This is a genomic window from Streptomyces sp. TLI_053 (assembly GCF_900105395.1).
Lineage (GTDB): Bacteria > Actinomycetota > Actinomycetes > Streptomycetales > Streptomycetaceae > Kitasatospora.
Genome location: NZ_LT629775.1, coordinates 2773081 through 2799188, shown reverse-complemented (window position 1 = coordinate 2799188; position 26108 = coordinate 2773081). Strand labels below are relative to the sequence as shown.

Genomic DNA, 26108 nt, shown 5'->3' with positions numbered 1-26108 from the left:
TGTGAACTTAGTCAAGCGACGTTGTTTTGTCTGATGGTGAGCGTTGGCGCGGTAGGGTATGTCGCGCATGATGCCACGGCGTACCAGGGGTGAGGATGGAAAAGGACGAAGTCGTCCGCGGCCGGTACCGGATCGTCGAACTGCTCGGCCAGGGCGGCATGGCCTGCGTCTGGAAGGCGATCGACACGGAGACGGGGGACCTGGTGGCCGTCAAGGAGATCCGTTCGGACCAGTACAACCAGGGTCGTCTGAGCCCCGCCGAACGCATCCGTCAGGAGAACGAGCTGCTCTTGCGGTTCGCGCGGGAAGGGCAGTTCCTCGCCGACCTCGATCACCGGGGCGTCGTGAGACTGCTCGATCGGGGTCTCCACCGGGGCGACCCCTACCTCGTGATGGAGCTGGTCGACGGTAGCCCGCTCGACAGTTTCCTCGGCAGCTTCCGGCCGCTGCCGTTCGGTGCCGCGATCGCGGTCGCAGTCGAGATCGCGGAGGCGCTCGTCCACGCCCATGCGGGCCAGGTCATCCACCGGGACCTGAAGCCTGACAATGTCGTGTTGACCGCGGACGGTTCGGTGAAGCTCATCGACTTCGGTGTCGCACTGCCGGACGACCCCGATGCCACCCGATACACCGCATACGGTGCCACGCCGGGAACGGTCGGCTATATGGCTCCGGAACAGCTCCAGGGACAGCACAAGGTCACGAAGACCGTGGACCACTACTCCTTCGGATGTGTGCTCTTCGAGCTTCTGACCGGACGTCAGCCGTTCGTCGACCGGCCCGACCGCAACTCCGCGACCCAGCATCAGCAGGACCTTCCGCCGCATGTCAGCGACCACCGGGGCGGCATCCCCCCTGAGGTCGACGATCTCGTCCGGCAGCTGCTGGACAAGGACCCGCGTCGGCGGTTCCACAGTCTCACCGAAGCCCTCGACATCCTCCGGCCCCACCTGCCGCTCCCGGATTCGCCGGCGCCCAGTCCCGAGCTCGTGCCCGACCCGACGATGCGTTACCGGCTCCCTGGCGCCCGGCGCTTGCCGTCACCCGGAGCCGGCGCGGCGCGACGTCCGGCTCCCCGCCGTGCGGCGGGCCGAGCAGTTCGGGCAGGTGCCGGGCGCGAACAGTTCGCCGCCCTGCTCGCACTCGCCGCTGCCGAGGCGGTCGGGCCAGGGCCCGGTCCGGCGCTCGGACGACTGGAGGAGGAGCTGGCGGGCGCCCGCAGGTCCTGGGGTCTCGGCCACCGCCCGGTGGCCGAGGCCCAGCTGCTCTGCGCCGACGCCGCGCGGCTGCACGGCTCCTGGGAAGGTGCCGGTCCGCTCTACCACGCGGTCGCGACGGCTCTGGAGCACAAGAGCGCGCCGGCGTTGCGGGCCCTCGCCCTCGAGGCCCGAGTGGGAGTGGCCGAGTGCATGGTCCCGGCCGGGGACCTCCGGGCCGCCTTCGACGGCTGGGCCGATGTGGTCCACGAGGTCGCCGGCCTTGTGGAGATGCCGGTCCGGGTCGTGGCTCGCTGCCACGAGGTGGCCCTGGAGCTCACGGAGGTCGGCAGGCCGGAGGAGGTTCGGGCATTCTTGGAGCTGCTGCCCCCCGGGTGACCTCAGCCCCGGGGCAGTCGGCCGGTCGCAAGCAGCTCGCCCAGCGTCCGGCCGATGCCTCCGGCGACCTCGCGCAGCTCGCGCACGGCGTCGTCGAACGCGGAGAGCCGCCGGTGGACCTCACCGTAGGCGCGCTGTTCGTCCAGCGGTAGCCGGGGCACCTGGAGCCGGCGCACGTCCACCCGCGACGAGGTAGAGGCATGCGTGCCCGCCTGCCTTGCGTTGGCCGGCGAACGCAGGCAGCCGGCCAGGAACCATGGATCGAGGACCGTCGGGTCGACCCGGATCAGATGGAGCTGAGGCCCGAGCACGGTGGGTGCCGCGAGATCCACCCAGGCGTCGAAAGCCCGGAGAGCGCCCACCACCACGATGTCCTGGGAACGCGACACCGTCATACTGCCCGCACGCTCGCCCTCGTTCGCCTCGGCGGTGGGCAGCCAGTGGTGCGGGCCGTCAGGATTCACGAGATCCGGGACCGCGAGGGTGCGAACCCCGTCGGCCGGTCGCTCACCTCGGCGCAATCGTGGCTCGGGAAGTGCCTGTCCGGTGTGGAGCTCGAGCGCGCCGGCGAGCTCCAGCTCACCGACGGTGGTGCTGGCGACGATGCCCTCGTCCGTCATGGGGACCAGTTCGGACAGTATCCGACCGAGGTCACGGGCCTCGTTCAGGCGCAGGTCGAACTGGGTCCAGGAAGGACGCAGGTCGGCGGCGGCCGCCGAATCCGGTGCGGGGACGTAGCGGGCCGGAGTCAGGTCGACCTGGTCGTCGAGGAGCTCGATCACCGGGACGGACACCGCGGCCGAGGATTCGTCGCTCCGGAGCGCGTCCAGAACGGTGTCGCGGAGCTGTGGCCAGTCGATCACCGACTGATTCGGTGTCGGTGCGCCGCTGCGTCCGACCGTGTCCACCAGTCGCACGACGGCATTCGCAGGATCGTCCGACGGTCGCCCCAATACCCAGATGTGCAGGCCGACTCCGTGCGGCGGGGCGGCACCCGGTGGCAGTGCGATCACCGTGCGCAGCGCCCCCGCACGCAGCAGTGCGCTCCGGATCCGTCGGCCCGCCCGCCGGGACGCCACCGCCGGAGGCAACACCATCACCGCGGTTCCGCCCGGCGCCAGCGAGGCGACCGCATGCTGCACCCACGCCAGTTCGGGTTCAGTGCGCGGTGGCTGTCCGAACAGCCACCGGGTGTCCGTTGCGACCTCGTCGTGTCCCCAGTCGCGTTCGTTCGACGGCGGATTGCAGAGCACGATGTCCGCCTCGATACCCCCGAGGGCGTCGGCGCGGAGGGTGTCCGCGACCGTGGTGCCTCCCTTTGCGCCTGCCATCAGCAGGCGCGCGGCGGCGACCGATGCGAGCGTCGGGTCGACATCCTGTCCCACCAGGGTGGGCTGCTCGGACCCGGACCAGTGCCGGGCCGCCGCGAACAACAGGGATCCGGTGCCGCAGGCGGGGTCGAGCACCATCCGTACAGGCCGGGCCCGGGACGACCCGGCGATGCCGACCATGAGCTCGGCGAGTGGCTCCGGCGTAGTGATGATCTGGCGCACATGGGTACCGAGCCAGCGTTGGAGCAGGAACCCGAAGGTCTTGGCCGGCCCTTCGTGCTCTGCGAGCCGTACGGCCCGATCGATCAGGGATTGCTGCGCGGGGCTGGTCGGTAGCCGAACGGGCAGCGCACCGGGATCACCGGAGGGGCTCAGCTCCGCACCCACCACGGCCACCAGGGTCCCCATCGAGTTCCGGTCACCCAGCGCTTCGACCTGCGGCCAGAGCCTCTCGAGCCGGCCCGCGGCTGTCTTGCCCTTCTTCTCCTGGTCCAGCCATCTCTCCACCTCGGCCAGCAGGAACTGGGGGCTCGCGTCGCTCCCGCCGACCGGACTCGGGAAGTTCGGGTACCGACGCCGCCAGTTGCTCACGGCGGCGCGCCCGACGCCCGCGATCCGGGCGATCTCTGCCAGGGTCACCGAGACGGCCTGTTCGGCGGGGAGGGGCATCAGGAACTCCGATGAACGCGGGCGGCGGGATCGAGCAGGTCGACATCGAGGGCGATCCTCACGCTATCGCAGCACCCCTTGGTCATCCAGGTGTCCGTTGACTGAGTTTACGGCTTGCATTGCCCCTTGAAGGCTGCCGTCCGTTCACCCGCGCAGCAGCAGGGCAGGCCGGACCGCCGAGACCAACGGCCCTTCCTGGTGGCCTTCGTACCCGAGGTGCAGCTCGTGCCGGGCTCGGGTGGTGAGCACGTAGTACATCATCCGGACCGCCGCCGAAGTCGGGTCCTTGTCCGCGTCCACGTGAAGGTCGGGGACCACGACGGTGTCGAACCCGAGGCCCTTGGCACTGGCCCGGTGCGCGATGACCACCCCGGGGCGGGTCAGGTCCAGGGTCCGGTAGCGGCCGCTGGTGGCCTGGGACGTGTAGAGCTGCGGTCGCAGCCGGGGAGCGCGGCGCTCCAGGCGGGTCAGCAGGTCGAGCTGGGCGCGGGTGGAGCCGAGGACGACGCCGATGCTGCGCGCGGGTTGCCGTTCGGCGAGCGAGACCACCAGCTCGACCAGGGCGCCCGCCCCGGCGAACCGGTGCAACCGGGGGACGGAGCCCTCCCGGGACGGCAGCTCGGGCGGAGCGGCACCGATGTGGAATTCGGCCGCGAGTTCGGCGATCTGCCGGGTGTTCCGATGATTGCCGCGGACCTCGTGGGCGGCGGCACAGCCGAGCGCCCTGGTGATGTCGGCGAGCGTGGAATGGGTGTCGGTGAGACGTTGGCACTCGTCGGCGTAGACGGTGGTGCGGGCGCCCAGAACCCGGCACAGGCGGTAGAACGCGGGTGGCAGATCCTGGCCCTCGTCCACGACCACGGCGGGGACCGGAGCCGAGTCGACGGTGGCCGCACGGGTGTAGAACGCGGGCCAGTCGAACCAGCCGTCGTCCGTCTGCGGCGCGTCCCGGCCGTACCAGCCGGAGAGCCAGGCGTGCGCGGTCGCTACCTGGACCCCGCCCCGCGGCGTCCGCCCGCCACCGGCTGTGCCCCCGAGCCGGGCGACCACTGCCAGCAGCTCCTGACGGAGCAGGTTCGAACGGGTGAGCAGGACGGTCGGGGTCCCGGTCAGCGAGAGCATGACGGCCCGTTGCGCGGCCAGCAGGCTCTTCCCACTACCGGGAGGTCCGCTGACCAGGTGGTTGCCGTCGAAGGGCAGGATGTCGAGCGACTCGCGTTGCGCCGGAGTCAGGTCGAGGTAGCTGATCGTCACGGAGCCGGCTGCTCCAGCTCGGCGGCCGCCGCGGTACGGGCCGCGGTGACGGTGGACTCGAAGAAGCCGGGGACGTGGTCGCCGCCGATCACCAGGGCGCGGTCGAGCAGTGTGTTGCCGGTCTCGCAGCTGGTCTCCGGAAGCAGCGCACAGGCGTGGCAGGCAGCCCGGTTGAGGTTGCCGAAGCCCTGGCCGGTGTGCTCGGCGCACAGGGGGTCGGCGGAGCACCAGGCCGCTGCCTCGATCATCCGCAGGACGGTCTCGGCCAGGTGCGGGGCCTCGCCCTGCTGGACCAGCCCGCCCAAGGTGCCGTCCGCGTCGCCGGCCGCGGTGTAGACGAGCAGACCGTACTGGTCCTGCGCGGGTCGGGCGTACACACGCTCGCGCAGGCTCGCCGTGGTGTACCCGGACTCGAACGAGAGCTGGCGGATCAGCAGATGCGCGAGGGTGTGCAGGAGCACGAAGCGGGGGGCGAGCCGCGGGCCGGTCAGACGTTCGAGCCGGTCCTGCTGGAGCGAGCCCTCCAGGTCCGCCCGGATGGCGGAGACCCGTCGGCGGACGGCCTCGTCGGCCTCCCAGGAGCTGAGCCGCTCCTGGTCCAGGGTGAGGAGGATTCCCTCGCCGAACACCTCCACGGCCGGCAGCCACTTGAGCCGGTAGCCGGTGTCGGCCGGCACGACGGCCGCGTCCGGAGTGAGCCGACTGAACCCGGACAGTGCGCGGACCTCGCGCAACCGGTCGGCGAGAACGACCCGGCCGATCCGTTCCGCGAGGTCCGCCCACGGTTGCTCGGTCTCTCCGGCCAGGCCGAGTGAGCCTTCGCGGACGGCGAACCCCCGGGTCGCGGGCGGCGCCGGTGAGGTGAAGGCGGTCCACTCCTCGCGGCTGAGGTCGGGGCGCGCCGCCGCCGCGGCGGCACCGGCCGGCGGGACCGGTGACGGCGCACCGCGCTCCTCCGCGAGCAGGGCGTCCAGGAGGACATCGGTGGCCCCGGTGTCCTCCTCGATCATCTCGCGGAAGGCCGCCGCCCGCGGACCGTCCCCGGCCTTGCAGAGCGGCACCCACATGTCGTGCGCCCGGACCTGCTCGGCCAGTGCCCGCTCCGCCGGGGACCCGTCCCCGGCGGCCGGCTCGGCTTCGGGGATGTCGAGAGCGGAGTGGACCACCGGGTAGTACAGGTTGCCCGCGGTGCGCTGGACGATCTGGACCGGCTTCACACAGGTCACGGCCTCGTTGGCGCGTTGCCAGGGATTGCGCCCCGAGCAGCGCACGCCGTGGGTCCCGAGCACGTCGAGAAGGTTGCGCTGGGCCCCGCAGGTCGGTGCGGCGCATTCGACGGACAGTGCCTCCAGGCCCGCGGCGCGCTCGGAGTAGCGGAACCGCAGCTGTTCCCGGCCGGGGCAGGCACGGCGTTCGGCCGGATCGAGACGGGAGTGCGCCCAGAACCACCAGTCGACGTCGCCGAGATGGCCCGCCGCGCAGATCTGGACGAACCGCATCGGCGCCAGTCGGCGGGTCGGTGAGCAGAAGCGGCAGCGCGGCTCGGTTCCCGGCTTCTCGTCGGCGATGCGCCAGCGGACCAGGCGGCGGCAGGAGCCGCAGAACAGCCAGGTGGGGAAGCGGATGTACGGTGCGCCGGGTGCGTCCGGGCGGTCGTACCGCTCGCCGAGCGCGGCCGGGGCCGCGTAGAACCCGCTCACCCCGAGCCGTGCCGCCAGCCGCGGTGACTCCACCGGCTGGCGGAGCCGCGGCCAGTCACCGATGCCCGCGGCGACGAACGACTCGCCCTGGATGTCCAGCACCGCACCCACCCCGAAGGGCAGCACGGTCTGGGACTGGCGGACCCTCAGTTTCCGGCTCACTGGTCGGTTCCCTTCACCGTCACCTGGCACTCGCGATCGACATTGCGCATGGAGTTCGGGGTCTCCCACAGGCCCCCGGACTGCTCGAACCCCTTCAAAAGGTTCGCCTGCCCTTTGCCCTGGCTGCTGTAGTACAGCCGCTTGCCCCCGGCGCGGGCGTCGAGAGCGGCCCGCTCCCACTCGGTGAGGAGGCCGTCGAGTTCCCGCCGGACGTCCTCGGCCGCTCGTGGATCGCTCGCGGCGGCGCGGGCCGCGAGCCGGTCGGCGAGCGTGCGCGCCTCCGCGAGCCGCTCCGGGAGGTCTCCGGCCGTGCTCTCGGCGGCCAGACCGAGTTGGTGGCGCACGAGAATGACCAGGGCAGCATGCAGGACCCGGCGGCGTGACGGCACCGACCACGGCGTGACGCTGGTCGGCTCGACGTGGCGGTACAGGGAGCGGTGGTAGACCCCGAAGCTCTCGTAGTGCGAGCGGTCGCGCGGCCGGGTGGCGTTCAGGAAGGTGACGACCAGGCCGGGGACACTGTGGCGACCGACCCGGCTGGTTGCCTGGATGTACTCGGCGGTGGTCTTGGGCTGTCCCTGCATCAGCATCAGCGCGAGCCGCTTCACGTCCACCCCCACCGACAGCATGTTGGTGCAGGGGAGGAAGGACACCGACTCCGGGTCCTGCCAGGGCCGCTCCAGCCGGTCGAGCAGCACCGGCTGCTCCGTCCGGCGAAGATTGCTGGTCAGTTCCTGGACCTGGTGGTCCGGCAGCGGACGGGAGCCGTTCCGGACGCTCAGGCTGCCGAGCTCCGCGGGGATGTCGTCGGCGGCCGCGGTGACGGTGCGGCCCAGCTCGCGCAGGCTGTGGTGGTAGGCAACGAGGGTCCAGTAGTCGTCGCGGTGCTCCTCGGGCAGCTCCCACGCGCCCTGGAGCATGGCCGCGGCCGCGGCCACCACCGCACGCCCCGCGGTGTGGCCCTGGGCCATGACTCCGAGATAGCGGCGGCCCGGCCGGGCCAGGTCGGGTTCGGCGAAGTAGGAGTGCCGGGCGTCCAGTCCGGAGGCGGGGAACAGCTGTACCTCGCTGCCGTAGAGAGCGCGGACCTGCTCGCCGGCCCGCCGGATCGTCGCCGTGGACGCCACCACCTTCGGCCCGGTCCCGTCGGCGTCTGTGCACAGTCCGAGGACCGCCGACTCGAACAGACCGACCGTGGTTCCGAGCGGCCCGGTGAGCAGGTGCAGCTCGTCCTGGATGACGAGCGACGGTGGCCGGCAGCCCGTCCCGGACCCGAACAGGCGTCCGGCATCCGACTCCCACGCCAGCCTGGCGAATTTGTCGACGGTGCCGAGGAGGAAGGTCGGCGGGTGGTCGTACAGCTGCTGGTCGACCACGGCCACCGGCAGTTCGCCGTGGAAGCGGCAGGTGTCGCGCGGGCAGAAGAACGCGAACGAGTCGGCGCCCGCGCGCACGCCGTAGTCGCCGATGTCCGGCGATTTGTGGGTGGGCACCAGGCGGGTGCCGCACCACGGGCACCGGTCCAGGATGAACACGTCCTCCGGTCGGGCTGCCGCCCTGACGTCCTCGAACAGCCGTCGTGCGGCGTCGTACGAGTTCGGGGAGGTGCCCTCGCCGACCCAGAGGCCGACCGTGAAGGGCTCCTCGCCCAGGGTCTGCGGATCGGCGGCGCGCAGCGCCTCCAACGCGCACACCGTGGTGGCCGTGCGCTGGAACTGCTGGGTGGTCAGGAGGCTCAACGTGTAGCGGCTCAGCACGGCCGTGCCGCCGCCGTTCGGCTCACGGCGGCGAAGCAGCATGGCGAACGCCGCCAGCAGCAGGTACGCCTCCGTCTTGCCGCCTCCGGTGGGGAACCAGATCAGGTCGGTGACCTGCCGGTCCGGGTGCTGCCGGTCGGCGACGCCGTCCAGGGCGAGCAGGAAGAACGCCAACTGGAACGGGCGCCAGGACGCCGTCCGGTCCGGCTCGGGCTCCGCCGGGACCGGGTCCCGCCGGGCCCGCCGCTCGCCGGCCAGATCAGGGGCGGAGTGGCGCATCTGCAGGGCCATCGCCCGGTTCGCTGTCCGGAAGGCCTGCAACAGCTCCGGGCGGTCGGGGTCGCACAGGCTGTCGACGCCCGACTCGATCCGGCGGACCGCCGCTCCGATCCGGTCCAGCACGCGGCGGGCGGCCGCCCGTCCCCACACCGGGACCTCGGCGCGGCACTGTTCCTCGTACCAGGAACGGTAGCCGGCTGTGAAGGCGTCCAGCTCCGCGCGCAGCCGGGACACGGGCAGACCGGGGTCCGCCAGACGATGGAGGCTCAGGACCGTCGCTCCGGCGGGCCCGGCGGCCCTGGTGGCCGGTACGTCCGCCTCCGGGAGCACGGCGGCGCGCAGGACCACGACGGGCCCGGTGCCATCGGTCGGAGTCCCGTCCGTCTCCTCCTTCACCGCGCAGCCGTGGCCGACCGCGTGGGTGCGCACATGGCGGTACAGCAGCCGCAGTTCCTGCTCCTCCGGGTCACGGCTGGCGAGCCGGATGCTCGGGTACTGGAGGACCGAGCCGTCCAGTGGCCGTGCCGAGAGCCCGACCTGGAACAGCATGTGGTCCCACCGCGGGGGGTGCCCCGGCGCGGGCTCGGTCCGAGCTGTGTTGACCAGGGCCACGGTGACCAACTGGCCGGAACCGAAGGACCGCCGACGGATCCGGATCTCGGCCCGCCCGTCCAGCACGGTCACGCGGTCCCGGTCCGAGGCCAGGTCATGGGTCTCCTCCGGAAGGGGCTCCCGTTGCCACCGGCGGCCCCGGTCCCCGCGGAGAGTGCGGTAGCGCGCGGCTTCACAGCTGACCCGGACGGTGACGGCATCGGTGAAGAAGGTGAAGCCCAGCGAGGAGGGCAGCCAGGCGTTGGACTCGGGGACGGGGTCGAAGGACGGGCTCGTGTCCGCGGCGTCGGACTCCGTGCCGGGGCCGTCGGTCTCGTCGGCGGCCAGCTCCAGCTGCCGCTGGAGCTCGGAGTCCTGGGGGTAGAGGGTGCCCATGAGGTACTGCCGGTCCGGCGGCGCGTCGAGGACCTCCTCCGGTCCGTGGGTGGGGCCCACGAGCTGCCGGCGGAGGTAGCTGACCAGTTCGTCTCGGGGTTCCACGGTGAGGCCCGTTCTCGCGCTTGGGTGGTGGACGGTGTTCGTGCTCCGGGGGCGCCGGACGGTCAGTGCCGGCTCCACCAACGGCGGGGGTCGGGTGCGGCGGACGGCTGGTACGACGGCGGGGGCGGGGCGGCTGCCGACTGCGGAGTCGCGGTCGGCGGAGCGCTCGGATGCGGAGGCCGCGGTGCTGGGGCGGGCGGGGCGGGCGGGGCGGGCGGGGTCGAGTGGCTCGCTCGGAGTTGCCGTTCCAGCTCTGCGATCCGCGTGGCCGCGTCCGATTCGACCTGCGCGACCCGGTCGGTCGCCTGCTGGACGGCCTGGACCGCGCGGTCGGCGGTCGCGGCGCGGGCCCGTTCGGCCTGGGCGAGAGCAGCCCGGGTCTCCGCGTGATCCTGCTCGCTCAGGGCCAGGGCGGCTGCGGTGTCCTCCTGCGCCTGCCGGGCATCGGTGAGCCGTGCCGACAGCTCCTGGATGGCTTGCACCGCGCGGTCGGCGGTCGCGGCGCGGGCCCGTTCGGCCTGGCCGAGGCCGTACTCGGCCTCGGCGTGGGCCGCCTCCGCGGCCATGCGCATGCGCTCCGCCGCGGTGTACGCCTCTTCTGCCGCGGCGCGGGCGGCTTCGGCGTCGGAGCGCGCCCGCTCTGCCAGAGCCAGGTTCGCCGAGGCCTCCGACAGGGCCCGCTCGATCCGCGCCGCATGCTCCGTGACCTCGGCGTACTGGACGGCGCTGAGCTCGGCAGCACGTGCGCTTTCGTCATGCGCAGCCCGAACCTCGGCGAGCTGTTGGGCGAGCTCCCGGCGGAGGGCGGTCAGCTCCTCCTGGTGCGCGCGACGGAGGGCAGCGAGCCGGTCTCCGTCGTGGTCGAGGGACTCGGGGAGTCGGCCGGCAGTGGGCTCGGTGGGCACCACTACCGGGACCGCGAGCGACAGCGCCGATGCGTGGGTGACCACCCGAGCCGGGGCCGACGACGTCCCGGCACTCGCGGTGCTGGTCCGGAACGCCTTCAGCGCGTCCCCCAACGCCAAGCGGGACTCCGGTCTCACCAATGGCCGGGCGGCCAGGTACTCCCGGGGCGAGGTGTCCAGCAGTGCCGAGCACGGTGCCTCGAAGAACTCCTCCGGCCGGCGCCCGGAGGATCGGAGCTGGTCCACCACCGTCGCCAGTGTGTCCAGTGCCCGGACCACCGGACGGTCCGGCAGGTGCCGCCCACGGGCTGCGGCCACAGCGGCCGCAGCCTCCTCGGCACCCAGGAGCGTCTCCAACAGTTGGGGCCCGAGCGCCATGACGGCGTACTCGGCGAGCCACCGCACGTTTCGCTCGAAGGGGATGGGCAGGCGGGTGACTTCTTCCCACAGGTCCGTGTACCGATGTTCCGGTACGCCCCTGACCTGTTCGTTCGGCCCGTTCGGTTCGCTCGGTGCCGTGACGCCTGAGTTCTCGGCGTCCGCTGTGGATGTCGGTGGCATGGCGGACACAGCTGGCACTGGCGTTCCGGTGAGGTCGGTGAGCGAGAGCTGGACGGGCGTTTCCGTTTCGGGCGCTGCTGTTCCGGGCGCCGCCACCGGGTCGGGACCGAAGGCCTTCGGGTCGGGGACGTGTGCCGTCGTGGCCATCACCGCCGACGGTGGCACGTTCGGTACGGAGGGAACGCGTCGGACGGTTCGGCGTACGGCCTGCGGCCGCGCCGTCGCGGGCCGCTCCTGCCACGTCACTCCGAGCGATTCGAGCACGAGCCGGCGATGGGTCGGCAACGCCCTTCCACCGGTCCCCCCTGCCTTCACCTGTTCCGCGACCCATTTCCCCACCGCGAAGCGGCCTTCCGTCTCGCCGGGATGAGGGTTGCCCCGCTCCGTGCGAGGGGTCTCTCGTTGGCGGAATGCCCGAAGGGCGCTCACGCCCTCGGCCCACTCCCGCTCTCCGAAATCCTTGGTGATGGCATGGACGGCATTGCCCTTCGCCTTCAACCAGGGGTCCGAGAGCATCAGCCGCAGAGCGGTGGACGGCGAGCCTGCCGCGTCCGCGAAGGCCAGTCTCAGTAGCGGGACGACCTTGGCCTCCAACTGGCGGACCCGCTCGCGTGTGACGTTGAGGTCCTTGCCCACGGCGTCCAGCGTCGCGGGGTCTGACCCGTCCAGACCGTACCGACGGGTCACGATCCATGTGTACCGGTCCGGAAGCAGGGCGATGGCCGCAAGCATCTCAGCCTCGCTCTGTGCGTCGAGCACGGACTGTTCGGGCGACGGGATCGCGTGTCGCGAGTCCAGGAGGTCACCGAGGTGGACTCCGTCGCCGATCACCCGGTCCAACGAGTCCGTGCGGCGGGTGAGGCGTCGGATCTGTTCTACCTTCGCGACCGTGAGGTCGCAGGCCACCGCCACATCCGCCGCGCGCGGCGAGTGGCCGCGGGCCAACATCTCGCGCTCGGCGCGCGCCACCTTCTGGGCGAGCTCGTGCATATGGACAGGGATGCGGATCAGGCTTCCCTCGTCGGCGATGGCCCGGTGGATCGACTGCCGGATCCACCACGTGGCGTACGTGGAGAACTTGTGCCCCATCCGGGCGTCGAACTTGCGCGCCGCGCGAATGAGCCCGAGCTTGCCGTGCTGGGCGATGTCCTCGTACTCCAGCCCTTGGTCCAGAAACCTGGGGGACAAGGCGTGGACCAGACCCTGGTTGTGCAGGACCAGGCAGTCCCGGGCCCGGCGACGTTCATGGGTGGCCGGGAGCTCGGCCAGTTCCTGGTCGGTCGGCTCGTCTCCTATCCGTGAGGCGCCTCCACGCAGCAGGACGGCGAGACCGACCTCTTGCTGGGCGGTCAGTATTCGCTTCGCGGGGCGGGCCAGGAGACGGTCCTCGGCCATGACGGCGCGGGCGGCGGCCACGGCAGCGTCGGTGTCGTTCTGCCGGAACGGAATTCCGGGATCCCCAGCGGCGAGGTCGTCGGTATCCGGTCCCTCCGCACCCGGCTCAGTGCTCGGCGCTTCGCGGTCCTCCACGTGCCCGCTGGAGCCGTGAACGATCCTGGCGCCGGCCCGCAGCAGCTCGGCCTCGCGCGGTGAGAGCCCGGCGAGGCGGCTGACCCCTTCGAGTACATCGGGGCGTACGCCGCCGTCCGGATCCGCGAATCGGCGCAGAAGCAGACGAGTGAGGTCGAGACGGGGGGACGGTACGGCCCCGTTGCCGGCCGGGGAGAGCTTCACGGGGTCGGCACGTTCCGAACGTGGCGTACGGGTCGGAGGAACCGGTCCGTCGACACGCAGATTCATGCGGGAGAGTTCTCGGGCCAGCCGTGTACGTTCCTCTTCACTCAACCCGAGGGCGTCGGCCGCTTGTCGATAGACCTCGTGCGCGACCACTCCCCTTACCGCGGAGCGCCGCAGGTGGCCGTAGAGCTGAGCGAGTGCTGCCCGGAGGTCAGGACCACCACCTGGCCCGGTTGCGGGGCGGTTCATGTCACGCACCTTCGTGGCAGCGGGGCTCGAGGCATGCGACGGCTCGGCGAGGGACGCTCATGGTTACCGCGCACGGCGACCCTAGTGACGGTCCGTTATTGGTGTCAACGGACATGGCCTTGTCAGGGAGAAGGGTCGTCCGTATACGGCCCTGGCCTGGCGGCCGACGATCCCGGACAGGGGCCTTCGTCGCGTGGGCGGTGCAAGAGGTCACGACCGGGCAGAAGTTGCCCTGCGGGCGGGGGAGGGGTAGTGTTTTCTAGTCGCTCGACAGGGAGCACCGGACACGCAGCAGCGCGGACGGTCCCGGGGCGGCCAATTCTCTGGAAATACCATCGGCCCGGCTTCGGGTTTCTTTGGCGTGTCCATTTATGGGGATTGCGGCCGGATTCGCTTTTCGGAGCGGGGGTCGGCTACAGTTTGGAACGTCGGACGGGGCGCCAAGCCGCGGAAGACACCGGCAAGTCGGAACGAATGAAACTCCGGAAAACGGAGCGGAAAACGTCTGATAGGCTGGGAACACGAAAGAACGAAGCGCCCGGAGGGCCGGTGTGAAAGCCGCCCGAAGGAAGTGTCCGTTCCTTGAGAACTCAACAGCGTGCCAAAAGTCAACGCCAGATATGTTGACATCCCCGGCCTCAGGGTTTCCTGGGGTTGGAGATTCCTTTTGAAGTAGAACACTAGCGAGGACGCAGTGCGCGGGGCCGCCCTATTCCGGTGGTTGCCGTGCCGCTCGACGCGAGTGCTGACCCGATTACGGGTAATCATTCACGGAGAGTTTGATCCTGGCTCAGGACGAACGCTGGCGGCGTGCTTAACACATGCAAGTCGAACGGTGAAGCCCTTCGGGGTGGATCAGTGGCGAACGGGTGAGTAACACGTGGGCAATCTGCCCTGCACTCTGGGACAAGCCCTGGAAACGGGGTCTAATACCGGATATGACCCGGGACCGCATGGTCCTGGGTGTAAAGCTCCGGCGGTGCAGGATGAGCCCGCGGCCTATCAGCTTGTTGGTGGGGTAATGGCCTACCAAGGCGACGACGGGTAGCCGGCCTGAGAGGGCGACCGGCCACACTGGGACTGAGACACGGCCCAGACTCCTACGGGAGGCAGCAGTGGGGAATATTGCACAATGGGCGAAAGCCTGATGCAGCGACGCCGCGTGAGGGACGACGGCCTTCGGGTTGTAAACCTCTTTCAGCAGGGAAGAAGCGCAAGTGACGGTACCTGCAGAAGAAGCACCGGCTAACTACGTGCCAGCAGCCGCGGTAATACGTAGGGTGCGAGCGTTGTCCGGAATTATTGGGCGTAAAGAGCTCGTAGGCGGCCTGTCGCGTCGGATGTGAAAGCCCGGGGCTCAACCCCGGGTCTGCATTCGATACGGGCAGGCTGGAGTGTGGTAGGGGAGATCGGAATTCCTGGTGTAGCGGTGAAATGCGCAGATATCAGGAGGAACACCGGTGGCGAAGGCGGATCTCTGGGCCATTACTGACGCTGAGGAGCGAAAGCGTGGGGAGCGAACAGGATTAGATACCCTGGTAGTCCACGCCGTAAACGTTGGGAACTAGGTGTTGGCGACATTCCACGTCGTCGGTGCCGCAGCTAACGCATTAAGTTCCCCGCCTGGGGAGTACGGCCGCAAGGCTAAAACTCAAAGGAATTGACGGGGGCCCGCACAAGCAGCGGAGCATGTGGCTTAATTCGACGCAACGCGAAGAACCTTACCAAGGCTTGACATATGCCGGAAACGTCCAGAGATGGGCGCCCCCTTGTGGTCGGTATACAGGTGGTGCATGGTTGTCGTCAGCTCGTGTCGTGAGATGTTGGGTTAAGTCCCGCAACGAGCGCAACCCTTGTTCTGTGTTGCCAGCATGCCTTTCGGGGTGATGGGGACTCACAGGAGACTGCCGGGGTCAACTCGGAGGAAGGTGGGGACGACGTCAAATCATCATGCCCCTTATGTCTTGGGCTGCACACGTGCTACAATGGTCGGTACAAAGGGCTGCGATGCCGCGAGGCGGAGCGAATCCCAAAAAGCCGGCCTCAGTTCGGATTGGGGTCTGCAACTCGACCCCATGAAGTTGGAGTTGCTAGTAATCGCAGATCAGCATGCTGCGGTGAATACGTTCCCGGGCCTTGTACACACCGCCCGTCACGTCACGAAAGTCGGTAACACCCGAAGCCGGTGGCCTAACCCGTAAGGGGAGGAGCCGTCGAAGGTGGGACCAGCGATTGGGACGAAGTCGTAACAAGGTAGCCGTACCGGAAGGTGCGGCTGGATCACCTCCTTTCTAAGGAGCAATGTGCCGCTTGCAGGCGAATGTTCTGCACGGTCGCTCATGGGTGGAACGTTGACTATTCGGCACACTGGGCGAGGGTCCTGTTAGTACTGCTTCGGCGTGGAAAACAGAGTTCTGGCTGGTGTGTCGGGCACGTTGTTGGGTCCTGAGGGAACGGCCGTCATGGTCGTTGCTTCAGTGATGCCGGTCTCATGTGCGGCAGCCTGCTTGCGGGTTGTCGGGTATGAGGGACTGGTCGTTGTTTGAGAACTGCACAGTGGACGCGAGCATCTGTGGCCAAGTTTTTAAGGGCGCACGGTGGATGCCTTGGCACCAGGAACCGATGAAGGACGTGGGAGGCCACGATAGTCCCCGGGGAGCCGTCAACCAGGCTTTGATCCGGGGGTTTCCGAATGGGGAAACCCGGCAGTCGTCATGGGCTGTCACCCATACCTGAACACATAGGGTATGTGGAGGGAACGCGGGGAAGTGAAACATCTCAGTACCCGCAGGAAGAGAAAACAACCGTGATTCCGGGAGTAGTGGCGAGCGAAACCGGATGAGGCTAAACCGTGATGGTGTGAGACCCGGCAGGGGTTGCCGTCACGGGGTCGTGGGATTTTTCTTGACCGGTCTGCCGGCCGGTCGGCGAGTCAGAAACCGTATGGATAGTCGAAGGACATGCGAAAGGTCCGGCGTAGAGGGTAAGACCCCCGTAGGCGAAATCTGTACGGCTCGTTTGAGAAACTCCCAAGTAGCACGGGGCCCGAGAAATCCCGTGTGAATCTGGCGGGACCACCCGCTAAGCCTAAATATTCCCTGGTGACCGATAGCGGATAGTACCGTGAGGGAATGGTGAAAAGTACCGCGGGAGCGGAGTGAAATAGTACCTGAAACCGTGTGCCTACAAGCCGTGGGAGCGTCGGACATGCAGCTTGCTGTGTGTCTCGTGACTGCGTGCCTTTTGAAGAATGAGCCTGCGAGTTTGCGGTGTGTAGCGAGGTTAACCCGTGTGGGGTAGCCGTAGCGAAAGCGAGTCCGAACAGGGCGATACAGTTGCATGCCCAAGACCCGAAGCGGAGTGATCTAGCCATGGGCAGGTTGAAGCGGAGGTAAGACTTCGTGGAGGACCGAACCCACCAGGGTTGAAAACCTGGGGGATGACCTGTGGTTAGGGGTGAAAGGCCAATCAAACTCCGTGATAGCTGGTTCTCCCCGAAATGCATTTAGGTGCAGCGTCACGTGTTTCTTGCCGGAGGTAGAGCACTGGATAGGCGATGGGCCTCACCGGGTTACTGACCTTAGCCAAACTCCGAATGCCGGTAAGTGAGAGCGTGGCAGTGAGACTGTGGGGGATAAGCTCCATGGTCGAGAGGGAAACAGCCCAGAACACCGACTAAGGTCCCTAAGCGTGTGCTAAGTGGGAAAGGATGTGGAGTCGCAGAGACAACCAGGAGGTTGGCTTAGAAGCAGCTACCCTTGAAAGAGTGCGTAATAGCTCACTGGTCAAGTGATTCCGCGCCGACAATGTAGCGGGGCTCAAGCACATCACCGAAGTCGTGTCATTGCAGCATGAAGGGCCAACGCCTGCTGTGATGGGTAGGGGAGCGTCGTGTGCCGGGTGAAGCGGCGGTGGAAACCAGTCGTGGACGGTATACGAGTGAGAATGCAGGCATGAGTAGCGATACAAGAGTGGGAAACTCTTGCGCCGATTGACCAAGGGTTCCTGGGTCAAGCTGATCTGCCCAGGGTAAGTCGGGACCTAAGGCGAGGCCGACAGGCGTAGTCGATGGACAACGGGTTGATATTCCCGTACCCGCTTTGAAGCGCCAACGCTGAACCAGGTGATGCTAAAGCCGTGAAGCCGGCCCGGAGTCTTCGGACAATGGGACGTGGTGGAGCCGCTGAACCAAGTCTGTACTAGGTGAGCGATGGGGTGACGCAGGAAGGTAGTCCAGCCCGGGCGGTGGTTGTCCCGGGGTAAGGGTGTAGGGCGTTGTGTAGGCAAATCCGCACAACAATAGCCTGAGACCTGATGCCGAGCCGATTGTGGTGAAGTGGATGATCCTATGCTGTCGAGAAAAGCCTCTAGCGAGTTTCATGGCGGCCCGTACCCCAAACCGACTCAGGTGGTCAGGTAGAGAATACCGAGGCGTTCGGGTGAACTATGGTTAAGGAACTCGGCAAAATGCCCCCGTAACTTCGGGAGAAGGGGGGCCATTCCTGGTGACGGCACTTGCTGCCAGAGCTGGGGGTGGCCGCAGAGACCAGCGAGAAGCGACTGTTTACTAAAAACACAGGTCCGTGCGAAGCCGTAAGGCGATGTATACGGACTGACGCCTGCCCGGTGCTGGAACGTTAAGGGGACCGGTTAGCTCTGATTCGTCGGGGCGAAGCTGAGAACTTAAGCGCCAGTAAACGGCGGTGGTAACTATAACCATCCTAAGGTAGCGAAATTCCTTGTCGGGTAAGTTCCGACCTGCACGAATGGCGTAACGACTTCTCGACTGTCTCAACCATAGGCCCGGTGAAATTGCATTACGAGTAAAGATGCTCGTTTCGCGCAGCAGGACGGAAAGACCCCGGGACCTTTACTATAGCTTGATATTGGTGTTCGGTTCGGCTTGTGTAGGATAGGTGGGAGACTTTGAAGCCGTGACGCCAGTCATGGTGGAGTCGTCGTTGAAATACCACTCTGGTCGTGCTGGATGTCTAACCTGGGTCCGTGATCCGGATCAGGGACAGTGTCTGGTGGGTAGTTTAACTGGGGCGGTTGCCTCCTAAAGAGTAACGGAGGCGCCCAAAGGTTCCCTCAGCCTGGTTGGCAATCAGGTGTTGAGTGTAAGTGCACAAGGGAGCTTGACTGTGAGACTGACGGGTCGAGCAGGGACGAAAGTCGGGACTAGTGATCCGGCGGTGGCTTGTGGAAGCGCCGTCGCTCAACGGATAAAAGGTACCCCGGGGATAACAGGCTGATCTTCCCCAAGAGTCCATATCGACGGGATGGTTTGGCACCTCGATGTCGGCTCGTCGCATCCTGGGGCTGGAGTAGGTCCCAAGGGTTGGGCTGTTCGCCCATTAAAGCGGTACGCGAGCTGGGTTTAGAACGTCGTGAGACAGTTCGGTCCCTATCCGCTGTGCGCGTAGGAGTGTTGAGAAGGGCTGTCCCTAGTACGAGAGGACCGGGACGGACGAACCTCTGGTGTGCCAGTTGTCCTGCCAAGGGCATGGCTGGTTGGCTACGTTCGGGAGGGATAACCGCTGAAAGCATCTAAGCGGGAAGCCTGCTTCGAGATGAGCACTCCCACCTCCTTGAGAGGGTAAGGCTCCCAGTAGACGACTGGGTTGATAGGCCGGATATGGAAGCCCTGTGAGGGGTGGAGTTGACCGGTACTAATAGGCCGAGGGCTTGTCCTCAGTTGCTCGCGTCCACTGTGTTGTTCTGAAACAACGACCCCCATGACATGGCCTGTCGTGGGTGCGGTTGACAGTTTCATAGTGTTTCGGTGGTCATAGCGTGAGGGAAACGCCCGGTTACATTCCGAACCCGGAAGCTAAGCCTCACAGCGCCGATGGTACTGCAGGGGGGACCCTGTGGGAGAGTAGGACGCCGCCGAACAATCATTGTGAAGAACCCCCGTCGGGAAACCGACGGGGGTTCTTTGCGTTCCGCCCCTTTTGTCACCCTGTGTGATTCTTGTCATGCGGGCCAGGGGGGGACCCGTTTCGGCTGGTGGGGTGGGTCGCAGTTAGCATGTGAACACCCTCCTAGCTCGAAAGATGGACTTGTGACTGTCAACGACGACGTGTTCACGGACTGGAAGAACCGCGAGGAGATCGCGGAGTCGATGATCCCGATCATCGGCCGACTGCACCGGGAGCGGGACGTCACTGTCCTGCTGTACAGCCGTTCCCTGGTGAACAAGTCGGTGGTCAGCATCCTGAAGACCCACCGGTTCGCCCGCCAGATCGCCGGCGAGGAGCTCTCGGTCACCGAGACGCTGCCCTTCCTGCAGGCACTGACCACCCTGGATCTCGGCCCTTCCCAGATCGACCTCGGCATGCTTGCCGCCACCTACCGCGCCGACAGCCGCGGTCTCTCGGTGGAGCAGTTCACCGCGGAGGCCGTCGCCGGCGCCACCGGTGCCAACAAGTTCGAGCGCCGCGAGTCGGGCCGTGACGTCGTGCTCTACGGCTTCGGCCGGATCGGCCGCCTGGTCGCCCGTCTGCTGATCGAGAAGGCCGGCTCCGGCAACGGCCTCCGGCTGCGGGCCATCGTCGTCCGCGGCGGTGGGGACCAGGACCTCGTGAAGCGCGCCTCGCTGCTTCGCCGTGACTCCATCCACGGGCAGTTCCAGGGCACGATCACGGTCGACGAGGCGAACAGCACGATCGTCGCCAACGGCACCGCGATCAAGGTCATCTACGCCAACGACCCGTCCGAGATCGACTACACGGTCCACGGTATCCGGGACGCCATCCTGATCGACAACACGGGCAAGTGGCGGGACCGCGAGGGCCTGTCGAACCACCTGCGCCCGGGCATCGAGAAGGTCGTCCTGACGGCCCCCGGCAAGGGCGACGTGCCCAACATCGTGCACGGCGTCAACCACGACACCATCAAGCCGGACGAGCAGATCCTCTCCTGCGCCTCCTGCACCACCAACGCGATCGTTCCGCCGCTGAAGGCGATGGACGACGAGTTCGGCGTGCTGCGCGGCCACGTGGAGACCGTCCACTCGTTCACCAACGACCAGAACCTCCTGGACAACTACCACAAGGCCGACCGTCGTGGCCGCTCGGCACCGCTGAACATGGTGATCACCGAGACCGGTGCCGCCTCGGCCGTCGCCAAGGCGCTGCCCGACCTCAAGGCCAAGATTACGGGCAGCTCGATCCGCGTCCCGGTGCCGGACGTCTCGATCGCCATCCTGAACCTCCAGCTGTCCCGCGAGACCGACCGCGACGAGGTGCTGGACTACCTCCGCAACGTCTCGCTGACCTCGTCGCTGAAGCGCCAGATCGACTTCACCACCGCCCCCGACGCGGTGTCGAACGACTTCATCGGCTCGCGCCACGCGTCGATCGTCGACGCGGGTGCCACCAAGGTCGAGGGCGACAACGCGATCCTCTACCTGTGGTACGACAACGAGTTCGGCTACTCCTGCCAGGTGATCCGGGTCGTCCAGCACGTCTCGGGCGTCGAGTACCCGACCTACCCCGTCCCGGCGGTCCCGTCGGTCTGACCGGGGTGGTCCGGAGGTCCGGACGGATCGGCGCCGGCGGCCCCTCGTAGGGGCGCGGGCATGAGGCGCGGACATGAACAGTGGGGCGGCAACCGGTGATCCGGTTGCCGCCCCACTGGCGTTCCCGGGTGTCGGGAGGGTCGGGTGGAGCGGATGTTGGAGGAGTGTTAACGCCCGTGTGACCTGCTGCTTCTCGGGAGGGGGTGAGGTGGCCCCGAGGTGACGTCCGGCCGCCGGACGATGGAACCAATGGTCTATACCAATGCGGTACTGTGGCCATTGGAGCTGTCAGAAACACGGCTGTGGGGGCCATATGACTGTCCGACAAGTTACGTCCATTTCATCTATTTCATCCTCTTCCTCCTCTCCTCCGGCGCATCTGCCGCAACCGCCGGACGACCAGGAGCTCTACTGGTACTTCGGGCCGCAGCGGCGGTGGGTTCTGGTCGCCAGTTCGGCGGCGTTCGTCTTCACCGCCGGGACGATGTTCACGTTCGCGCTGCGGACGCCCGCGCTGTGGGTGTTCCTCGCGGTGCTGGGGCTCAACGTCGTCGCGCTGGCGCTGTCCTCGGTCAACAGCCTTCGGCAGCGGAGGCTCACCCGGCAGTCCCACGAGGTGCTGGTGCACGCGTGGGCGCCGGAGGAACTGCCGACCGTCGACCTGTACCTGCCGACCTGCGGCGAGCCGCTGGACATCCTGGACAACGCCTACCGGGCGGTGTCGAAGGTCGACTGGCCCGGTGCGCTGACCGTGTGGGTGCTCGACGACGGCGACCGGACCGAGGTCGCCGACCTGGCGGCCGCGTACGGGTACCGGTACGTGGTGCGTCCCGACCGGGGGCACCTCAAGAAGGCCGGAAACCTCAACCACGCGCTCACGCTCAGCACCGGCGAGCTCATCGCCATCCTCGACGCGGACTTCGCGCCCCGGCCCGACTTCCTGCGCCACCTCGTCCCGTACTTCTCGGACCCGCGGATCGGCATCGTCCAGAGCCCGCAGTGCTTCGACACGGACGAGTCGATGAGCTGGATCGAGCGCGCCGCCGGTGCCGCGCAGGAGTGGTTCTTCCGCTGGATCCAGCCCTCCCGGGACGCCAGTGACGCCGCCATCTGCTGCGGCAGCAACGCCGTCTACCGGCGGGTCGCGGTCGACGCGGCCGGCGGTTTCGCCCGGCTCGACCACAGCGAGGACCTCTTCACCGGCCTCGGCCTGTACGCCAAGGGCTACCGGACGCTGTACGTCCCGGTGCTGGTGGCCAAGGGCACCTCGCCCGACAACCTCGCCTCGTACGTCAACCAGCAGTACCGCTGGGCGATGGGCAATCTGCACCTGCTCGGCTCGCCCGAGCTCAAGCGGATCGGTGCTCCCTGGCGGATGCGGCTCTGCTTCTACGAGGGCATCGTCGGCTACCTGGCCGCCGCCGTGAACATCTTCGTCGCGCCACTGCCGCCGCTGGTGATGATGTTCTGGTACCCGGAGCAGATCCGGCCCTGGCACGTGCTGCCGATGCTCGCGCCGCTCTGGCTCTGGCACGTGCTGCTGCCCAGGGTCAGCCGCACCCGCTGGCGGATCGAGGTGATCCGCTCCAACGTGCTGATGAGTGTCGCCGCCGGGGTCGCCTTCTGGCACACCCTGCGCGGGCGCAGCGCGGCCTGGGTGCCGACCGGCGCCGCCGGTGCGGACACCGCGGGGTCCGGCGCGCCCGCGGCGCGGAGCAAGTCCCGCTCCGGCGGTATGGCGCGCAAGGTCGTGCTGGTCTCGCTGGCCTGGCTCTGCGGCTCGCTCGGAGCCGCCGCCGTCGGCCTCGGCCTGGCCGTCGCCCAGTACGGATGGGCCCCGAACTGGGGTCTCGGGCTCTACCTCGCGGTGCAGGCGCAGATCGGCGTGCCGCTGATCCGCGACCTCGTCGGCGAGGTGCGCGGCACCGCCCGCCGCGACGACGTCATCACCGGGTCGAAGGCGCCCCGGTCCGGCATGCTGCCCCGCCGCTGGCCGGAGGGGCTGGCCGCCACCGCCACGCTCGTGCTCACCGCGCTGCTCGCGTCCGGCTGGGTCCGTCCGATGCTGCCCTGGCTGGGTTGAAAGGTCGCCTTCGTCCATGTCGTCACCTCCCGAGTCCTCCTTGTCCGTACCCTCCTCCGCACCACCTTCTTCGTCACCACCGTCCGTGGTGACCGAGCTGGCGCCCGAGGCCTTCACCATCCCCGGCCCGCGGACCTCCGCCGGTCAGGCCGGTCGCGGCGGCCGCTTCGGCCGCGTCCTCTCCCGGGGTTCCGATGCCCCGGGCCGGGCGCGCCACTCGGCCGGGTTCCGTCCTGACATCGAGGGTCTGCGCGCACTCGCCGTGCTCGCCGTCCTCGCCTTCCACGCCGCCGTCCCCGGCCTGGCGGGGGGCTTCGTCGGCGTCGACGTGTTCCTCGTCGTCTCCGGCTACCTGATCACCGGCCTGCTGCTGCGCGAGGCCACCACCACCGGCCGGATCCGGCTCGGCGAGTTCTTCTCCCGCCGGGCCCGCCGGCTGCTGCCCTCGGCCGCGATCGTGCTCGGTACGGTGGCGCTGTTCGGCGCCTGGCTGACGGTGCCGCTGCGCCGGGCCGACCTGGAGTACGACGTGCTCGCGGCCGCGTTCTCGGTCGGCAACTGGCGCTTCGTCGCCCAGCAGACCGACTACCTCGCCGCCGGGCGGGACGAGAGCCCGCTGCTGCACTTCTGGTCGCTCGCCGTGGAGGAGCAGTTCTACCTGGTGTGGGGCCCGCTGCTGGCCCTGACCGCCTACCTGGTGCTGCGGTTGGTGCGGCGCGGCCGGGCGGACGGGCGCGGGCGGGCACTGCGGCCGGTCGCGACGGCGCTCGCCGCCGTGCTGACCCTCGGCTCCTTCGCGCTCTCGCTGCACTGGACGCACGACAACGTCTCGCTCGCCTACCTCGGAACCCCCTCCAGGGTCTGGCAGTTCGGGGTCGGCGCGCTGCTGGCCCTGCTGCCCTGGCACCTGCTGCGCGGGCCGCGCCCGCTGCGGGCGGCGGTGGGCTGGGGCGGTGCGGCGGCCGTGGTCTGGTGCGTGCTGGCGTACGACAGCAGCACCCCGTACCCGGGCTGGGCGGCACTGGTGCCGACCCTGGGCACGGCGGCCGTCATCCTGGCCGGTACGCCGGGGCGGGAGGGGAGCGCGGCAGCCGGCTACGGTGTGGACCGCGTCCTCGGCCTGCGGGTCCCGCGCGCGATCGGGCGGCTCTCCTACAACCTCTACCTGTGGCACTGGCCGGTGCTGGTGCTCGTCGGCGCGAAGTTCGGCCCGCTGGACTGGCCGGTGAAGGTGGCGCTGACCGCCGCCGCGGCGCTGCCCGCCGCGGCCGTCATGCGGTGGGTCGAGCAGCCGCTGCGGCACAGCCGCACCGTCTCCGAACTCCCGCGCCGGGGGCTGTCCCTGGGGCTCGCCTCGGTGATCGTCCCGGTGGTGCTGGCGCTGGTCGTCGGCACCGGGACGCTCCGGCTGCTCGGCCCGGCGGCGCCGGTCGACCTCCAGGGGCTGCCGCCCGGTTCGCCGGACGGCACCTCGCTGCTGGTCCGCACCGCGGCCCCGGCCAAGGGCGGTCCGGCGGTGGTGCCGGACGCCGTCCAGGCGCGCAAGGACTTCCCGCCGGACGGCGAGTGCGAGGTCGACCCGGCGGCCACCACCAGCCCCGACTGCCGCTTCGGCGTGGTCGGCAGCCCGGACCGGATCGTGCTGCTCGGCGACTCGCACGCCGGTCAGTGGTTCTCCTCGCTGCTCGCCCTCGCGGCCGAACGGAGCTGGGAACTGGAGGAGTTGGTCAAGCAGGGCTGTCCGCTGCCGGAACTCTCGGTGGTGAACCCGCAGTTGGGCCGGACCTACCGGGAGTGCGACACCTGGCGGGCGAACGCCCTGACCCGGCTGGCCGAGGGGCCCAAGCCCCGGCTGATCGTGGTCTCCACCCTCAACCGGTACACCGACGACCGCGAGGCGGTGCTCCAGGGCTGGGCGAAGACGCTCACCCCGCTGCGGGAACTCGGCGTCCCGATCGTCTACTTGCGCGACACCCCGATTCCCGGCACGGACGTGCCGGCCTGCGTCTCCGGCCACACCGACGACCCGGCGGCCTGCGAGTTCCCGCGCGACAAGGCGCTCTGGGCCGACCCGCTCGCCGACGAGATCGCGGCCGGCCGGATGCCGGGTGTGCGCTCGGTGTCGGTCAACGACGTCATCTGCCCCGGCAACGGCCGGAGTTGCCCGGCCGTGCTGGAACGCATCCTGCTCTACCGCGACGACACGCACCTGACCAATGTCGCCGCCGTCGTTCTGACCCCGCGCCTGGAGCGGGTGCTGACGGACGCGGGCGCCCTGCCCCCGCGTGCCGGTGCCTCCGGTGTCGCTCCGGTGCCCGACGCGTCCGGCTGGACCCAGCTGCTGCGCGACGACTTCGACGGACCGGCCGGCAGCCGCCCGTCCGCCGCGAACTGGCAGTACGACCTCGGCACCTGCTACCCGGGCTGCCCGGCCGCGCAGTGGGGGACCGGCGAGATCGAGACCATGACCGACTCGACCGACAACGTCCGGCTCGACGGCCGGGGAGCGCTGGAGATCGTGCCCACCCGGGCCGCGGACGGCCGCTGGTCCTCCGGCCGGATCGAGTCCCGCCGCGCCGACCTGGCCCCGCCGTCCGGCGGTGTGCTGCGGATCGAGGCCGGGATCGCGCTGCCCGACGTCACCGGTCCGGCCGCCGCCGGCTACTGGCCCGCCTTCTGGACCCTGGGCGGCGAGCTGCGCAACGGGTACACCGGCTGGCCGGCCATCGGCGAGCTGGACATCATGGAGCAGGTCAACGGCCGGGACGCGGTTTTCGGCACGATGCACTGCGGCGTGCTGGACGGCGGCCCGTGCCAGGAGCCGCGCGGTCTCGGCTCCGGCGACCAGCCCTGCGGCGCCGAGTGCCGCACCGGCTTCCACCGCTACGCGGTCGAGGTCGACCTGAAGCCGGGCGCCGAGGAGGTCCGCTGGTCCCTCGACGGCCGGGTGCACCACCGGGTCACGGCCGCGCAGATGGACCGCGCGACCTGGGACCGGGCCGTCGGCCGCGGTCTGTTCCTGATCCTCAACGTCGCCGTCGGCGGCAACCTCCCGGCGGCCTTCGGCGGCTCCGTCACCCCGGCCACCGAGCCGGGGCACCCGATGCGGGTGGACTACGTGTCGGTGGCCACGAAGCAGTAGCCGAGGCCGGGAACGAACAGGCCCCGGGCCGGGGAGCAGCGCGCTCCCCGGCCCGGGGCCTGCCGTC

General features: G+C 68.8%; 9 protein-coding genes and 3 rRNA genes. 7 read left to right on the top strand and 5 right to left on the bottom strand.

Annotated elements, in window-relative coordinates:
- The first annotated feature begins 95 nt into the window (after positions 1-95).
- On the top strand, positions 96-1595 hold the full coding sequence (locus BLU95_RS11090) for a serine/threonine-protein kinase (RefSeq protein WP_093859872.1): 1500 nt from the start codon (positions 96-98) through the stop codon (positions 1593-1595).
- A gap of 2 nt (positions 1596-1597) precedes the next feature.
- Here BLU95_RS11090 and BLU95_RS11085 read toward each other — a convergent pair whose 3' ends face one another.
- From BLU95_RS11085 to BLU95_RS11065, 5 genes are all read right to left on the bottom strand, one after another.
- Positions 1598-3595: an N-6 DNA methylase gene (locus BLU95_RS11085; RefSeq protein WP_093859871.1), complete on the bottom strand. Its 1998-nt coding sequence runs from the start codon at positions 3593-3595 to the stop codon at positions 1598-1600.
- Between the two features lie 144 nt (positions 3596-3739).
- Positions 3740-4849, bottom strand: coding sequence for a DEAD/DEAH box helicase (locus tag BLU95_RS11080; RefSeq protein ID WP_093859870.1), 1110 nt, complete (start codon positions 4847-4849; stop codon positions 3740-3742).
- The gene (gene drmB / locus BLU95_RS11075; RefSeq protein WP_093859869.1) at positions 4846-6711 is read right to left on the bottom strand and encodes an MrfA Zn-binding domain-containing protein; all 1866 of its coding nucleotides are present in this window, start codon (positions 6709-6711) and stop codon (positions 4846-4848) included. The genes BLU95_RS11080 and drmB overlap by 4 nt, the downstream gene beginning before the upstream one ends.
- Positions 6708-9839: a helicase-related protein gene (locus BLU95_RS11070; protein WP_093864792.1), complete on the bottom strand. Its 3132-nt coding sequence runs from the start codon at positions 9837-9839 to the stop codon at positions 6708-6710. Before BLU95_RS11070 ends, drmB begins: the two co-directional genes overlap by 4 nt.
- Positions 9840-9901: 62 nt before the next feature.
- Positions 9902-13195: a sigma-70 family RNA polymerase sigma factor gene (locus BLU95_RS11065; RefSeq protein WP_159424856.1), complete on the bottom strand. Its 3294-nt coding sequence runs from the start codon at positions 13193-13195 to the stop codon at positions 9902-9904.
- Positions 13196-14058: 863 nt separating this feature from the next.
- Here BLU95_RS11065 and BLU95_RS11055 point away from each other — a divergent pair.
- The 6 genes from BLU95_RS11055 to BLU95_RS11030 all read left to right on the top strand — a co-directional run bounded on the left by BLU95_RS11055 (position 14059) and on the right by BLU95_RS11030 (position 26041).
- A 16S ribosomal RNA gene (locus tag BLU95_RS11055) occupies positions 14059-15582 on the top strand.
- Between the two features lie 283 nt (positions 15583-15865).
- Positions 15866-18987 (top strand): 23S ribosomal RNA (locus BLU95_RS11050).
- Between the two features lie 85 nt (positions 18988-19072).
- Positions 19073-19189: ribosomal RNA gene (gene rrf, locus BLU95_RS11045) — 5S ribosomal RNA — on the top strand.
- Together the 16S, 23S and 5S rRNA genes form the textbook arrangement of a ribosomal RNA operon.
- A 169-nt stretch (positions 19190-19358) precedes the next feature.
- Positions 19359-20816, top strand: coding sequence for a glyceraldehyde-3-phosphate dehydrogenase (locus tag BLU95_RS11040; protein ID WP_093859866.1), 1458 nt, complete (start codon positions 19359-19361; stop codon positions 20814-20816).
- A 313-nt stretch (positions 20817-21129) separates the two neighbouring features.
- Entirely contained in the window at positions 21130-22899 is a 1770-nt protein-coding gene (locus tag BLU95_RS11035; RefSeq protein ID WP_093859865.1) for a glycosyltransferase family 2 protein, read from the top strand.
- A gap of 16 nt (positions 22900-22915) precedes the next feature.
- On the top strand, positions 22916-26041 hold the full coding sequence (locus BLU95_RS11030) for an acyltransferase family protein (protein WP_093859864.1): 3126 nt from the start codon (positions 22916-22918) through the stop codon (positions 26039-26041).
- Positions 26042-26108: the final 67 nt, after the last annotated feature.